General features: G+C 39.7%; 13 protein-coding genes. 5 read left to right on the top strand and 8 right to left on the bottom strand.

From position 1 onward, the window contains the following. Positions 1-79 precede the first annotated feature (79 nt). Together H8S40_RS00455 and H8S40_RS16360 are read right to left on the bottom strand one after the other, a co-directional pair. Positions 80-1,048 (bottom strand): alpha/beta hydrolase, encoded by a 969-nt coding sequence (locus H8S40_RS00455; protein WP_186864289.1) that lies wholly within the window; start codon positions 1,046-1,048, stop codon positions 80-82. 137 nt (positions 1,049-1,185) lie between these two features. Next, positions 1,186-2,721 (bottom strand): sialate O-acetylesterase, encoded by a 1,536-nt coding sequence (locus H8S40_RS16360; protein ID WP_186864288.1) that lies wholly within the window; start codon positions 2,719-2,721, stop codon positions 1,186-1,188. A 177-nt stretch (positions 2,722-2,898) separates the two neighbouring features. Here H8S40_RS16360 and H8S40_RS00445 point away from each other — a divergent pair, with 177 nt between their 5' ends. Next, positions 2,899-3,564: a TetR/AcrR family transcriptional regulator gene (locus H8S40_RS00445; RefSeq protein ID WP_186864287.1), complete on the top strand. Its 666-nt coding sequence runs from the start codon at positions 2,899-2,901 to the stop codon at positions 3,562-3,564. Positions 3,565-3,732: 168 nt separating this feature from the next. On the opposite strand, the gene H8S40_RS00440 is transcribed toward H8S40_RS00445, so the two are convergent. Continuing rightward, positions 3,733-6,210 carry a glycoside hydrolase family 2 TIM barrel-domain containing protein gene (locus tag H8S40_RS00440; protein WP_186864286.1) on the bottom strand — a complete coding sequence of 826 codons (2,478 nt, stop codon included), beginning with the start codon at positions 6,208-6,210 and terminating at the stop codon, positions 3,733-3,735. A gap of 92 nt (positions 6,211-6,302) precedes the next feature. Then, a complete protein-coding gene (locus H8S40_RS00435; RefSeq protein ID WP_186864285.1) occupies positions 6,303-7,397 on the bottom strand; it encodes a glycoside hydrolase family 3 protein in 1,095 nt (364 codons plus the stop codon). Between the two features lie 303 nt (positions 7,398-7,700). On the opposite strand from H8S40_RS00435, the gene H8S40_RS00430 reads away from it, so the two are divergent. Beyond that, complete coding sequence (locus H8S40_RS00430) at positions 7,701-8,828, top strand: AraC family transcriptional regulator (protein ID WP_186864284.1); 1,128 nt, start codon at positions 7,701-7,703, stop codon at positions 8,826-8,828. Between the two features lie 182 nt (positions 8,829-9,010). On the opposite strand, the gene H8S40_RS00425 is transcribed toward H8S40_RS00430, so the two are convergent. Both H8S40_RS00425 and H8S40_RS00420 read right to left on the bottom strand, forming a co-directional pair. Further along, positions 9,011-10,384, bottom strand: coding sequence for an MFS transporter (locus tag H8S40_RS00425; protein WP_118724237.1), 1,374 nt, complete (start codon positions 10,382-10,384; stop codon positions 9,011-9,013). 35 nt (positions 10,385-10,419) lie between these two features. Continuing rightward, a complete protein-coding gene (locus H8S40_RS00420) occupies positions 10,420-11,490 on the bottom strand; it encodes a family 43 glycosylhydrolase (protein ID WP_117991351.1) in 1,071 nt (356 codons plus the stop codon). Between the two features lie 389 nt (positions 11,491-11,879). On the opposite strand from H8S40_RS00420, the gene H8S40_RS00415 reads away from it, so the two are divergent. Both H8S40_RS00415 and H8S40_RS16355 read left to right on the top strand, forming a co-directional pair. Beyond that, positions 11,880-12,122: a hypothetical protein gene (locus tag H8S40_RS00415; protein ID WP_186865701.1), complete on the top strand. Its 243-nt coding sequence runs from the start codon at positions 11,880-11,882 to the stop codon at positions 12,120-12,122. Then, a complete protein-coding gene (locus H8S40_RS16355) occupies positions 12,080-12,616 on the top strand; it encodes a helix-turn-helix domain-containing protein (RefSeq protein WP_186864283.1) in 537 nt (178 codons plus the stop codon). Before H8S40_RS00415 ends, H8S40_RS16355 begins: the two co-directional genes overlap by 43 nt. A gap of 242 nt (positions 12,617-12,858) precedes the next feature. Here H8S40_RS16355 and pgmB read toward each other — a convergent pair whose 3' ends face one another. After that, on the bottom strand, positions 12,859-13,500 hold the full coding sequence (pgmB, locus tag H8S40_RS00405; protein ID WP_118724145.1) for a beta-phosphoglucomutase: 642 nt from the start codon (positions 13,498-13,500) through the stop codon (positions 12,859-12,861). Positions 13,501-13,549: 49 nt separating this feature from the next. Beyond that, the gene (locus H8S40_RS00400) at positions 13,550-14,257 is read right to left on the bottom strand and encodes an NAD(P)-dependent oxidoreductase (protein WP_186864282.1); all 708 of its coding nucleotides are present in this window, start codon (positions 14,255-14,257) and stop codon (positions 13,550-13,552) included. Between the two features lie 396 nt (positions 14,258-14,653). Between H8S40_RS00400 and H8S40_RS00395 the strand changes: the two genes are divergently transcribed. Continuing rightward, complete coding sequence (locus H8S40_RS00395) at positions 14,654-15,130, top strand: helix-turn-helix transcriptional regulator (RefSeq protein ID WP_186864281.1); 477 nt, start codon at positions 14,654-14,656, stop codon at positions 15,128-15,130. Positions 15,131-15,185 lie beyond the last annotated feature (55 nt).

Genomic DNA, 15,185 nt, shown 5'->3' with positions numbered 1-15,185 from the left:
TTTCAAAAGCCATTAAACTCCGTCCCTATCTGGTTTCTAACGCAAACTTACTGCTCTCACAATCTTATTCCAGTTGAAATTATCCAATTATTCCCTTTTCCAACATTTCCTCAAAAGCTGTTTTTTCCGGCAAATCAAACGCAAATCTCTTCTCCAGCCAGCAACCTGCCAGGTCTGCCCATTTTGCAGCATCTGGATATATCTGTGATTTTGCCGCTGCCGTTGCCTGTGTAGAAAGTCCCAATCCATGAGGACCTTCCTCAAATACATGCAATTCAAATGGAATCTTGTGTTCTGCCAATGCATGTGCCATACGAAGTGAGTGCTGTACCGGAACCAGTTCATCCGATGCAGTTGCCCACAGATACATCGGTGGTGTATTCTCCGTCACATGTCTTGCCGGACTAACTTCATCCAACAGTTCCTCGGATGGTTCGCCCGTTCCCAAAAATGCTGTGTTTGACGCTTTGAAAAATGCCACATCCATCGGACTTCTTTTTTCTGTATTATCTCTCATGAAAATATAGTCGCTTAATGTATAGCCAAGAATTGCTGCCGCCGGACGGAATTTTTCTTTGTCTTCATGGAAGTATTCACTGATTGTATCTGTATGCCAGTTTGTCGCATACATCGCCGCATTATGTGCTCCTGCTGAGAATCCGCACACTGCAATACGATCTGCATCAACTTTCCACGCTTTAGCATGTTCACGGATGATCAACATCGCCTGTCCAATCTCTCTCATCTGTGTCGGGTACAAACACTCTTCTTTTACCGGAAGTGGTTTTGAGATATCTGGGAATCCACCTGCATTCCCACCCATATAGGTAGAATATCTCAGAACAAATGTATGATATCCCATCGATGCAAATTTCATGGCAATTGGCTCTGCCTCACGATCAGAACAGCTCATATATCCGCCACCCGGACAAATTAAAATTGCAGGTCTGGATTTTCCGGCAAGCATCTCCGGTGAATCTTCCAATACATATGTTGTTAATGTAACGTCTTCTCGATTTTCATATAATTTGATCACTTCTGTTTTCATTGTAACACATTCCTCCCTTTTTCTTTCATTTTAATTAAAAATATATCTTTATACTATGTAGATTCTTTTTGTAAATCCGACATTTTTTTGCATTGTCTTATATTCCATATCCTACACACATTTACTCATAACAAACCTCAAATATCTCCATCCGTTTCAAATGGAATAGCCGGAATTCCTGCTGAATTATATAAATTCACCTGATACCATGAAGTTCTGGCAAATTTCACCTGTAATGGTTCGTCCTCAACCTGTTCCATCTGCAATACCAGTTTATTTTCTGCTACTGTAAATGAATAAGCTTTTTCTTCCTCTCCTGCAAATACATGAAGTCCTTCCACCTTATTACCTTTTACCACGATTCCGTCACCAGCATTGTTCCATGTAATCGTAACAATATTTTTCTTACGTGTGACAGATTCCATCCGCGGTGCATCGGCAAGAATGTCCTCTCCATATGCATATTTTCTTGCAAGAAGTGCCAGTCTCTCTCCAACTACTTTCTTATTCTTTGGATGGATATCAATCTGCTCTCCTGCATCTGAGATTGAACAAAGATGAACATTCGCTACCGTATCGGCAGTATCCTGCTGACACTGACGAATAATCGGATATTCATTTTTTCTGTCATTGTCCATCCATTTTTCAAAGCCCGGAAGCTGCACAACCATAAACGGTAATGTATCATCTCCCCACAGTGTTCTCCAGTCTGAGATCAAGCCGGACAGCATGTCTTTGTAAAATACATTCATCCCCGGAGTATCGTCATCACTTTCTCCCTGATACCATAAAAATCCGCTGATTCCATATGGCGCAATTGTCTTTACCATGTGCTCATACAGACTTCCCGGTATGCTTTGCGGCATCATTATCGAAAGATATTCCTGCAAGTCCATAGAATTGGCAAATTGTGAGAAAAACGCCTGTACCTCTTCCTCACTTCTTGTTCTTGGGAGTACGAATTCTGTAAACGGATCCGCAAACATATTTCCTCTGTCATTCATCGGATTCCCATGCTGCTTTTTCCAATACTCTTCCATGTCCAATTTTGCAACCTGATTCTCATAATCTTCTATCCATGCCGGTCCAACTTTCTTCACAGTCTCTGGATTCATCCACGCACACGCAACCGTACCGCCCCAATTACAACCTATGATTGCAACTGGCACATCTAACGCTGATTCCAGTTCCCTTTGGAAATAATAGCCGACTGCCGAAAAGTACTCGAGGTCCTCATTTGTCGCCTTTCTCCAAATAGCCTGTCTACTATAGTCAAATTCTTCTATCTGACCATCATAGCTGATTTCTGGAACATCATAAAAACGAAGTCTATTCTTCGGCAGTTCTTTCATCGTCTCTTCTTTGTACTTCTCATAACGCATCCAGAACTCCATATTAGACTGGCCGCCTGCCACCCATACTTCACCGATTGCAACATCTTCATACTGCAACTGTTCTGTCTCTGTAAAGATACGCATCACTTCGCCCTCTGAAGCCTGAAGCGCCGGAATCATAACTGACCACACACCATCCTCACCTGCGACAGAGCTGCCTCTCTGTCCTTGAATTTCTACATTCACAGTCGTTCTTGAATCACTTTGTCCCCAGACACAAACTTCTTTTCCTCGCTGGAGCGTCATTCCATTTTGAAATATCTTTGCCGTCTTTAACACTTTTTCCTCCTGTCCGAATAGGAAATCTCTATTCTTTTTAGCTTGTTTTTGCACTGTTAAATCACTTAACATTATGTTAACTCGTTTTTTCTTGAAATACAAGCACTTTTCTACTTTACGAATAACTTTCTTTACTGTTATAATAAAAAATAGAAACTATAGAAAAGAGACGATATTATGGATCAGACTGCTTATTTTAATCAAATGCGTGAAAAACGTAAAAAAGAAATACTATCTGCTGCGCGGAAGATGCTGTTAAAGGATGGACCAGCTTCATTTACCATGCAGAATCTTGCCAAAAAGCTGGATATTTCCACCGTAACTTTATATAAATATTTTAAAAATATGGACGATGTCATGTCTACACTCAAAGATGAAATTATTCCGCACACAGTTGCACAGACTTTAGATGCAAATGATTCCTTAGCACTTTCTCAGACAAAAGGCTCTGCTTTAGAACAATTTCTATTGCTGTTTCATTCCTTTTTAAATGAGATTTTTAAACACAAAGATGACCTCACTTTACTGCTTTTAATCGAAACATATACACAGGATACTCCTGTTTCTAAAAGGCAGTCTGATACGATTACTCTATATTCAGAAGCTCTTGACAAACAGGCGGAACTTCTTCTAACAGAAGCTCAACAGAACGGAGAACTACGGCAAGGTATTGACCTTCCTCTCTCACTGTCATTTGTTCATCGTCTGGTACTTTCTACCTTGCAGCACATTGGCCTTTTATCGGCACGGGAGTTTCGAAATCAGAAAGATGAACTGCAAGATTATATTGATGAAATTATAAACATGTTGCGTACGTACCTTTCAGATTCTTCTAAAGCATAGATACATTTTGTAATTGCAAAGAAGGAATGTTTTTACGGAATTTTTCCTGGCAATGACATTCCTTCTTTTCTTATTTTAATCTGAGACCTTTCTCTTTACCATGTAGATTTTTCTATAAATCCTGCATTTTTATACAGCTTTATTGTTCGCACTACGCGTGAACAGTAACTATACAGTCTCAATCTCCACTTTGGCATTTCCATAAGCCTTTGATGTAAGTGACACTGTAATCTTTCCTTTTTCACCATTTCCTCTGACAGCTGCCCGCAATCTTCCCTCAAATGGTCGTGCTTCTGTATCGAAATAATTTTCTTCCGATTCTGGATCTGCGCTTCCATAGCCAAGTATGCTTCCTGCTCCTTCAATCGTAATGCAGACTGGCTCATTTGCACTTGGATCTATGTTGCCATTTCCATCCTTTACACTGATTTCCACATAACAGATATCACTTCCGTCTGCCGGAATCTGAGTACGATCGTTAAATGCTTCCAGACGAAGATTATTTTCCGCCGTTATAATCTTGTTTCTTCCGACTTCTTTTCCGTCTGTATATACAATGGTTTCCAGAACTCCCGGTTCGTACGTTGTCTCAAAATATGTGACTGCTTTCTTCTGTTCCCCTACTTTTTTCCGTTCCACACAAGTTCCGTTTACATACAGTTCTGCCTCCTGAGCATCTGCATAAACTTCAACTGTTACCGTTTTTCCCTCGTAACCTTTCCAGTTCCAGCTATTTACAGCATCTGTCATCGTCCAGTTTGTAAGGTTTTTCCTTTCTCCATGATGCTGTGGTGGCTGTACAGCAATATATGGCGTCTTTCTCAGTCCCCATATAATTTCTCTCCAGTAAGAAATCACTCTTCTGTCTCCCAAAAGGTTCATGTCACCACAGTAAGCCGCTTTATAAGGGTATGGAGCGTAGAATTCCATTTCTTTTTTCTCTCCATATGTGATTTTTCCAATACCAGCTTCCCCTAGATAGTCCCACGCAGTCCATGAGAAATCTCCAATAACATTTGAATATTTTTCTACCAACGGCCAGTTCATATCCAGACTCTGCGGTGTTGTCTCTGATCCAACAATAATTCGATCCGGATACTTTTCCCGATCACTTTCGTATCTGCATGCAGCATAATTGTAGCCCGCTATATCCACCTGGCCAAATGCTTCTTCTGTCGCTTTTCCTGCAGTTTCTCCAGCAACAATCCGGTCCATAAATGCAGCAAAATCTGTCATCATGCTGTTAATTTCCTGCTGTTCTGCACCAGAAGCTTCTTCTTTTTTCTGCACTTCCTGTGCATTTTCTGCTGCCATGCCAGCCATGATCTCGCCCATTCGATCTTGTATACTCAACACAAAGTTCACGCTGTTTGTCGCATATCTGGTGTCATCCAGAGAACGAATCTTGTCTGCGATTTTCTTTCCCATTTGTATATCCAGTTTATTTCCACATTCCGGAATCTCATTTCCTATAGAATACATTACTACACACGGATGGTTATAATCCTTCCAGACCATGTTTGTAACATCTTTCTCCCACCATTCTGTCATGACCATTCCGTAATCAAACTCACCTTTCGTCGTGGTCCATACGTCACTGAATTCGTCCATGACGTACATACCAAGTCTGTCGCAGGCTTCAAGAAGAACCCGGCTCATTGGATAGTGGGAGCTTCGGATTGCGTTATATCCTGCCTCTTTTAATCTTCTGACACGCATCTCCTCCGCATGAGGAAATTCTGCCGCCCCGATAATGCCATTGTCGTGATGAATACATCCACCCCGAAGTTTTACGCTTTTACCATTAACTCGCAAACCATGTTTCACATCTAACTGAAGTTTACGGATTCCAAAACTTCCGCTTTCTTCATCCAGTACTTCTCCCTGTTCTGTCAGCTGCACTTTATACTGATACAGATACGGATGCTCAACATTCCAGAGATTCGGCTGATCCACATACAACATCATCCGATATGATTTTTCTCCATATTCATCGATTGTAACCGGCATCTTATTTTCTGCTGCCACTTTTCCCTGTGCATCTATCAGCTGCAATTTTATCTCAGCCTCTCGGACTTGTGTACCATGGTATTCCACCGGAAGTTCTACACGAATCACCGCCAGATCCTTTTCTGCCTCTACTGTCGCAAGGCGGACTCCCTGTGGTGCCAGATGCAGCGGTTCTGAAACCATAATATTTACATCTCTGTAGATTCCACCGCCGGTATACCAGCGTCCACTCGGTACTGCATTTTTTACAACAACTTTAATCGTATTCTTCTGTCCGGCATGCACATATTTGGTAGCATCCACATAAAAATTTCCATATCCATATGGATTTTTTCCTGCGAATGAGTTATTGATATATACAAATGCATTTTGATAGATTCCTTCAAATTCCAGCCATACACATTTTCCTGCATCCTCTGCCGGAAGCTGAAATTCTTTTATATAGTGATAGTTTTCTTCCCGAAAGAAACCGTTTCCACTTCCACCTGCTTCTTTTGAATCGCGCGGGCGAAGAATAGACGCATCATGCGGAAGCGTAACTGCTGTTTCTTCTGGATTTCCCTCTTCCATCGTCTGCAGCGCACTTCCACTTCCCATATAAAAATTCCAACCCGTATTAAATTTAATTTTCTTCATCTCTTTCTCCTTTCTCAAGATGGTTTATTTCTCTCCCTGTCAATTCAAATATAGTTGGGAGAAAAGTCCCACCCCATACTATACTGAGGGATCTAATAAAACTTTAAAATTACTTTCATCATACGATACACACTCTTCTCCAGACGTTTTCGGTCAATTCGTCCGTTCTGTATACCTTCTACAAGCTGCATCGTCTGTGTGTCATCCATTCCGCCCGGTGTGATCCAGCCATTTCCGGCTGCCATTGCGTTGACGATATCGCAGGTATCACTGGATGTCCAGTCTGTCATGACAAATCCGTCAAATCCAAGTTCTTCCACAAAGATTCCCTGTAACATATCTTCGCTTTCTGCACAATAGACACTGTTCACCGCATTGTAGGCCGTCATAACAGTAGATGGGATCTGTACCTGGAATGCCTCTTCAAACGTTTTCAGATACAATTCTCTGAGCGTTCTCTCATCCATAATACTGTTGTTACGTAGTCTTGAAGATTCGCAGTTATTTGCAAGCAGATGCTTCATACAACTTACAACTCCATGCTCTTCCAGACCTCTGCTCTGCTGTCCTCCCATTCTTCCTGCCAGCAGTGGATCCTCACTGAAATACTCCGCTGCTCTTCCACACAATGGGTTGCGATGAAGGTTGATTGCCGGGGCAAGGATTTCATTGATCTCATGCTCTTTTGCTTCCTCTGCAATCGTTGCTCCCGTCTTGTAAGCCAGCTCTTCATTAAAGGTTGCACATACTGTAACTGAAGTCGGAAAACCGATATTTTCTATTCTCAGATTTACACCATTATTTCCATCTGCGACAACGAATTCCGGTGTATTATATTTTTCAGATACATAGAGCATTCCGGCTTCTCCTTTTGCTTCCATGCCCCATCCATTTTTCGCGCAGACGGAAATACGTGCCAGTTCGTAATCTGTAAATTGTCCGACAAAATCTTCCAGAAGCTTTGGATTCTCTACAACTTCCTTCCACTGGATCAACCGCTCTGATTTTTCCGGATGAATCGGATTCTTCTCCTTGCCATATACCTTTTCTACGACCGGTGTGATGTGATCTTCTCCGGTCATTTTCGTATATCTGCCCTTTGGATAAGTCTCCTGCTCTGCCTTCTTTGATAAAGTTACCAGTGGAATTTCTTTCGGAGTCGGCATATAGTGCTTGCTCTGTTTCAAGAGCTTTTCTTCTTTTATTTCTACTTTTGCGATACTACTGCTTTGTTCCAGTGAATTTCCTGCTTCCAGTTCATAAGTTCCTGCCTCGCAGATCCATGCCGCACGCTCTGCATCAAAGGATGCCAGTTCTCTTCCTTTTCATATTTCCAGTCTCCTTTCGTCTCACCATAATTTTGAGTCTTAGAACTATCTCGCTTACCTCGATTATAACGTGTATTTTTTTATAAATATGTAACCATTACCTTGATAAAATCAGCTTTTTCCGATATCTTAAATATAACAAATCAATTTCAGGAGGTATTTATGAATAATTCCAATTCTGATACACAAAAACAACACTTTACGCCCATCACGATTGATGCGTTGGAAGATGCACTTCACTGGTATTCTCCTTTTGAAAATATGCTTCGTTCCTATTATCTGGAACATCATCGATTCATGCCAATCGCAGAGTTTCCGGAGGAACTTCTGCAGCCTTTTTCAATTCCGCCAATCGACTTAAGAAGTCTTACCGGCGCAAGTGATGTGACGCTATCCCCTACAAACACATTTCAAACAGCAGAAACATTTTTAGAGCCACAGTATTTTTCTCCCGGCTATGATATTTACATCCAGAAGCAGCCTCGTTATTCTTGCTCTCCCACTCAGGATCATCAGTATTATGAGATTTGTTATCAGTATTCCGGCACAAGCATACAGACTTTATCTGTCGATGACACCTGCGAGACCATCCGATTAAAGCCTGGAGATTTTATTTTTATCCCGGTGGCACAAAAACATTCAATCACCATTGATTCTGATAGCATTCTGCTGAATATCGGAGTCCGGGCAAGTACTTTTACACAGGCTTTCTCACACAATATTCCTGATGGTTCTATACTTGGCGATTTTTTCTCCTCTCTACTCACCCCGGATGGCGATTCTATCCGGTATCTTGTCTTCCACACAAATGGGAATGCCATGATTCTGCAGCAGATTCAGCAGCTTTCGCTGACCTACTGTACCAATACGCTCTACTCACAGCAGATTCTAAATCTTCAGTTAAGTATCCTTTTCATGAATCTGCTTCAGGACTACAGCTATAACACAAAAATAGCTAATACCAGTGGAAGTATCACAGAAAAGCTTCCTGCCATCATGCAATATATCGAGCAAAACTATACCACTTCCTCTGCGCAAAGAATTGCACAGCATTTTGGATACTCGCCCGATTATCTCAATCAGCTTTTTAAAAAGACGACTTCTCACACGATAGGCGAAACTTTATTAAACCTGAAAATGCAAAAAGCTGCTTCCCTACTGACCTCCACGAATCTTTCTGTCAGTTCGATCGCGGAATATCTTGGCTATCAGGACACAACGAATTTGATTCGTAGTTTTAAAAAATATTATGGGAGCACACCTGCTCAGTATAGGAAAGCACTACACTAAAAAAATGGATTGTAGTAACGATCACAACCCATTTTCTCTGCTTACTAATTAAGTAAACATATGCTACGCTTTCACAATATCGGAAGACCTATGTTTCTTCCTGTTGGAATTCCTGCTAAAAAGATCGGGGTTTATGCCATCACCAGCATAAACTCCGATCTTTTTTCTCTTAATTTCAAAAATTACTCTTCTACTGTCATTTTCTTCTTCATCTCTTCAATCTCATCTCTGTACTTATCAATTGGATTAAATTTCAAGCAGATTAGAAGAATTATTCCTGTCAGTGCCGGTGCACCGAAACGAAGGAAATTCAATGCGATCAGTGTACTCTCCGGCTGCTGTCCGATTGCTCCTGCAATGTATCCAGATGCAGCAAGGACTGCAAGAATACCTGAGTTTGTAACTGTTCCACCACATTTCTGTGCAAATCCTTTAATAGAAGAAATTACCCCATTTGCTGAAAATCCTTCTTTCAATTGAATATAATCAATCGCGTCATTTACAAGTACGTTAACCAGACCATTCTGCATGGAAGCAACTGCTGTTGCGATAAATGTCACTACATAAAGAAGCATCAGGCTACTCTTTCCGAAGAAAAGAAGAATTACATAGCAGATAATCGTTGCCGTCTGTGATACAACAAGTGCTTTTTCTCCTGTCTTAAATATTTTCAGGAAGATTGGCATCAGAACTGTCATGGAAACCAGTGCTCCGATAGACACGATTCCCATATAAACTGGAATCAGATCCGGACGTGCAAGGTAATACATTACGTAATAAACAGAGCTTGCAAACATCAGACCATATCCCATAGAGGCCATAATCCATACGATAATATATGGTGCAAGTTCTTTATGTTTCAAAATTGCTTTCAGATCCTGCATTGCATTTCTGTCTGTACTCTTCTCGATGTATTTCTCTTTTGATGTCGCAAAAAGTCCCCAGAAGGAGAAGCATGCAAGACCGCCACAGATAAGCATCATCGGAATATAGCCGTTGCTCACTCCAAGTGCACTCTCAAGGAATGCTTTGATCTGCAATGTAAATGTGTTTGCGATTGTAAATGCAACCGCTGTCACTCCTGCCCCCATAGCAATGATCGTATTTCTCTCTTCTGTTCCTTTTACACATGCCGGAAGCAGAGACATCTGTGGCATTGTGTACATTGTAACAGTCATTCCAACACCAATGTTACAGATTAATACCCACGCAATTTTTCCTGCCATCGGGAAATTCGGATTTACCCACAACAATGTTGAAAACAGTGTAAGTAGGATTGGAGCCGGAATCAAATATGGACGATAACGTCCCCATTTCGTATTCGTTCTGTCAGCAATTACCCCCATCATCGGATCATTAATAGCATCCCAAAAAGAACAGATAAACATGATTACAGATGCAAATGCAGCTGGAATCATCATTGTATCTGTCATATAAGGTGAAAAATAACTTGATATGACAGCAGATATCATCATAGCTCCACCACTGACCGAAGTGGCATGAAACCATTTAAATGCTTTACTGCTCTCCTGTTTTTTTCCGTATTGATTTTTCATTCTTCTCATCCTTTCATCTTGTTTATATTCCAACTTTATTCTTCATCCGGATAATCTTCCAGGCGCCATGAGTCCTTCCAGTCTATATAAGCCATCTCTCCATCAAACCTTATCGGAAGCCATACATATTCTGAAATGGATGTGTTTTCCACTATTGGCTCATCCCCTTCAAATTCTTCCATTCCTTTTCCATTTTGTAAAAAGATACATTCAAAGATTCTCTTATATCTGGAATACTGCTTATCCATCATTTCAGGCAGCCAACGATCTGCACATGCGATATAAAGATCTTTCTTTCCTTCAACTTTAAACACAGATGAAATCTGTGAGTGAAAAGAAGTTTCGCTCTTATCATCCACATGCGGATTACCCAGAACTGTATATGGTCCATGCCATGTATCTGCAACTGCCACTTCCGAAGGATTCGGCAAATAAGCCGTTGTTCCTGATGTAAACAAATAATGTTTACCATTTCTCATAAAATGTGCCGGCGCTTCTCTCACATAAGGCGGAGCGATTCGTGGGAAATGTGTGCTATAATATCCTGTTACATCCGTATAATCCTCTGTCAAATCAGCACAAATCAACTCACTATGTATACGTTCAAAATAGTAATAAGCTTTTCCATCTTCCGCTACTGCCAGATCAAAATCCCCCGCATTCATTCCTAATGGTTTAAATCCAACTTTTACCTTTTCATATGGTCCAAGAATCGAATCTGCTGTCAGAATCGTCTCAGACTGTATATTTGCTGAATTCATAATCTTCAACCAGCATACATACTTCTTTGTTTTTTTGTTGTATATAATGTGCGGTCTGTCCATACAGTTGTTCGGATATAATGGTGACTGTGGATCTTCTGGCTCTGGCGGAATAATCAGACCAAGATCTTCCCAGTTATACAGATCCGTTGATTTGTAACAACGAACCCCCCAGTGCCAGATTCCATTTTGTCCATCTGTTTTTTCTTTATTTTCTCCATACCAGTAATAGACTCCGTCAATCTGAATCACTGATCCCCCATGAGCCTGTATTCTTTTTCCCTCTGTGTCAAGCCATAGCTTTCCAGGATGAAATGCATCATATCTTACTCTTTCTTCACTCATTACTTCCCCCTTCCTCAAAATACCTTTGTACTTTTATCATATGATAATGTTTGTTACCTTCTCATGAATTCTTTCTCATATTAGCACATACTCTTTTTCTTCTCCATGCAAAAAATTATCCTCATTTCCGACATTTTTTAATATTCCATTTTTACATTTTCCCCACTATTGATTACCGATATTATTTTTCCTACATTTATTCTTTATTTTCACTTTATAAAATGTTACAATTCTAATAACGTTTAATTTATCAATCAAAACACTTTGCCATATTTTTTACGGAGGGTATTATACAATTTTATATAACAATCAAAGAAATCAAAGACGAAATCACCCATTTTATTAACGAGTATCACTATAGTCCTGATTTCGATTCACTCCTGAAAAGAATGTATGAACAACATCATTTTTCTGAAAGTGCGCCTGACATTCCCGATCTTGCAACTTTAAAGCAATTAAATGATACGAGTTTTTTACACGAAATAGATAAGCTTTATTATCCTTTTTCTTCTGAACAATTTGAAAGCGAATATGATTTCATACTTCCATTTGAAGATATAGCAACTATAACAGAGTTTTGGGGAATTAAGTGTTTCACACAAATGATTCTTTTGAAATACGAACTCTGGTAAAGAATCTCTTTTTAGAGCGCTTCCGATATGATAAATATGTAAATCGTTGTGATGTATATTGGCTAAACCTCCTTTTCGTCAATGCACTTCGGGATTCCTATGAATACAGTCAGTTTTCAAGTTCTGAATCCGGTCCCGACTATGCGCCACTTCTTCGGTATATACAGTCGCATTATCAGACAATTACTTTAGAACAACTATCGAATAAATTTAATTATTCTGTTCCTTATCTGTCAAAGATTATCAAAGAGATGACCGGAGAAAATTTCACAAAAATGATTCGAAAACAAAAAATGGAAAAAGCAAGACATTTACTTCTGAAAACAAAAAATTCAATTGAGAAGATTTCTGAAGAAACCGGGTATAATAGCGCAGATCATTTTTCCAGAGTTTTTCGTCAATATTACGGAATATCACCACAAAAATACAGAAAAGATTCCAGTCATTTTTCATCTTTAGATTCAAGTCGAACGTCCGTGAGACTTGGCGCGTGATTCTGGTCAGCGAAGCTGACATATTCCTATCAGAATCACTGCGCATCCTCGCGGAGCGTTTATCTCAGTCGGAGATTGGACTCCCACTGAGACAAATTTGCTATTACTCACCACCTGAAAAGGTGGGAGTCTTCTCGACTGAGATAAACAGACTAATCAAGACCAGCAACTTCCTTCAAACGCAAAACAAGGGCTGCACTTTCACAAGATTCCCATGAAAGTACAGCCCTGTTTTTTTACCTTTATTCAATTCCTGCAATCTTCAGCAACTCTTCAAATTTCTGAATCTTATAATCCGCTTTATTATATCCCGATGCATCACCGATTCCAACAGCTTCCATTTCTGCTGCCTTAGCCGCATCGATTCCCGCATAAGCATCTTCTACAACAACACAATCTTCCGGTTTCTCTCCGAGGAATTCCCCCGCTTTTAAGAATACTTCCGGATCTGGTTTTGAATGTGTAATATTATTTCCGTCTGAAATTGCATCAAATGCATCCAACAATTCAACCTTTTCCAGAATAAATTTCGCATTCTTGCTGGAAGAACCAATTGCCAGTTTGAATCCAGCTTCATGAAGTTTCTTGAGTGTAGCACGAACCTGATCTGTTACATCTGCTGCTGTCATCGTTTTCAGAAGCTCTCTGTAAGTATTGTTCTTTTCCTCCATCAATTCCGCTTTTTTCTCTGCACTCAGAGGTTCTCCTTCATATTTCTCCAGAATGATTTCCAGACTCTCTGCACGGCTTACACCACGAAGTCTGTTATTGATTGTCTCATCAAAATAAATTCCCATTCTGTCTGCCATTTTCTTCCATGCCTGATAATGAAATTTATCTGTAAATACAATCACTCCGTCAAGATCAAAAATAAATGCCTTCATCTTCTCTATTTCCTCCATTCAACACTACATTCTTTCATTGCTTATAATTCTATTTTAATGTGCAGTGTTTAACTTCTCCATGTAGGTTCTTTAGAAAAATCCGGCATATTTTTATATGTTTTTGTTTTGTCAAAACCGTAATCTGTTTCTGATTATAATTATCTGCCTCTGCGATATCTAACATTGCCATTGCAAGATCTTCGTAAGTCACTCTGCTCTCGCCGACTTCATTAAAGATTACCTGTTCCTCTGTTCCAATCTCATAGTTTCCAGTCAGCGCACCCTCTGAATCAAAAAATGAAGAAGGGCAGACAACTGTCCAGTTTACATTGCTTGTCTTTTTAAGTTCATCAATTCCAAGTTTAATGTTCTTTGAGATTTCTCTCAGGAAATCTGGATGCTCTGGTGTCTCATAACAGTATGTTGTGTGTGTACTGTCTGTAAATAAGCTTCCTGCTCCACCAATTGCGAGCAGATGACGTTTTGTTCCTTCGTTCAGCTCAATATATTTGAGGAACGCTTTATGATTTAATGTTGGATCTGCATCAAATCCGCTTCCATAGGCACTGATCATAACATCACAATCTGCAATGTCTTCTTTTGTAACATCAAATAAACTTTTATTTACAATCTCTACTCTTTCATCTTCCACGTTTCCTGCATAAACAAACCCTTTTACTGTCATTCCTCTTTCCAGAGCCTGTCTTGTGACTCTTGAACCGAGATTTCCATTTGCTCCGATTACTGCAATTTTCATACTCATCTTCTCCTTCTCAATTTATGCTTTTTTTCTGCGATTACTTACCTGAACCCATACAAATGACACGCATGTCAGGATACCCGTTACAATTCCTGCAAATGCAAATCGGGATGCCGCTGTTTCTGCATGCATAACCATTTTCGATATTGTTGTAATTCCCAGTGCAAGAAAGGTTCCGAGATTCTCTCCCCTAATACCATACATCACATTGAAATGGACAAAGACGGATTTGGTTTAACGATTAACATTCGAAAAAGTACGTTTCAGGATACCTTTCAAACACTCTTAAATGAGCACAATCTTTTATCCGACTTTTTCGCACATACCTTTTATGATGCGGAGACTTCAAACTACATTACTTTCGACATCGAAAACACTCCGGAATTTAATTATTTGATTCAACAGATTTTCGATGAATCGAACTGTACAGAAAATCATAGTAATATGATCTGCGTCAGCCTTTTAAATTTATTTTTTGGAAAATTATTACAGGATTTTGGTAGAACGATTCATTTATACAGTGACGTCAATAATACGACATACAATCGTTCCTTCCCGTTGATGTTAAAATATGTACAATCTAATTACCAGACGATTACTTTGCCGATGATGTCGCAGATTTTTCACTATAATGAATCCTATATTTCTTTACTTTTTAAGAAATATCTCAATGAGAATTTTTCGAACGTTGTTCAGAATCTTCGGTTGGAACAGTCAAAGAATTTATTAGAAAATACGGATTATAATTTAGATAAAATTTCAGAAATGATAGGGTATAATTCCGTCGATCATTTTTCCCGGATATTCAAGCGAAAATATGGAATGGCCCCATCAAAATATCGAAAAGAATGCAAAACAGCCGGCAGATAATTCTGCCGGCTGTTTTGCTATATCCACATTGTTTGAAAAAATACTTTCACATCCC

It is taken from the genome of Ruminococcus hominis, from assembly GCF_014287355.1.
GTDB classification, from domain to species: domain Bacteria; phylum Bacillota; class Clostridia; order Lachnospirales; family Lachnospiraceae; genus Schaedlerella; species Schaedlerella hominis.
Note: the sequence above shows the minus strand (reverse complement) of the source record. Positions and strands in the feature narration are given on the sequence as shown.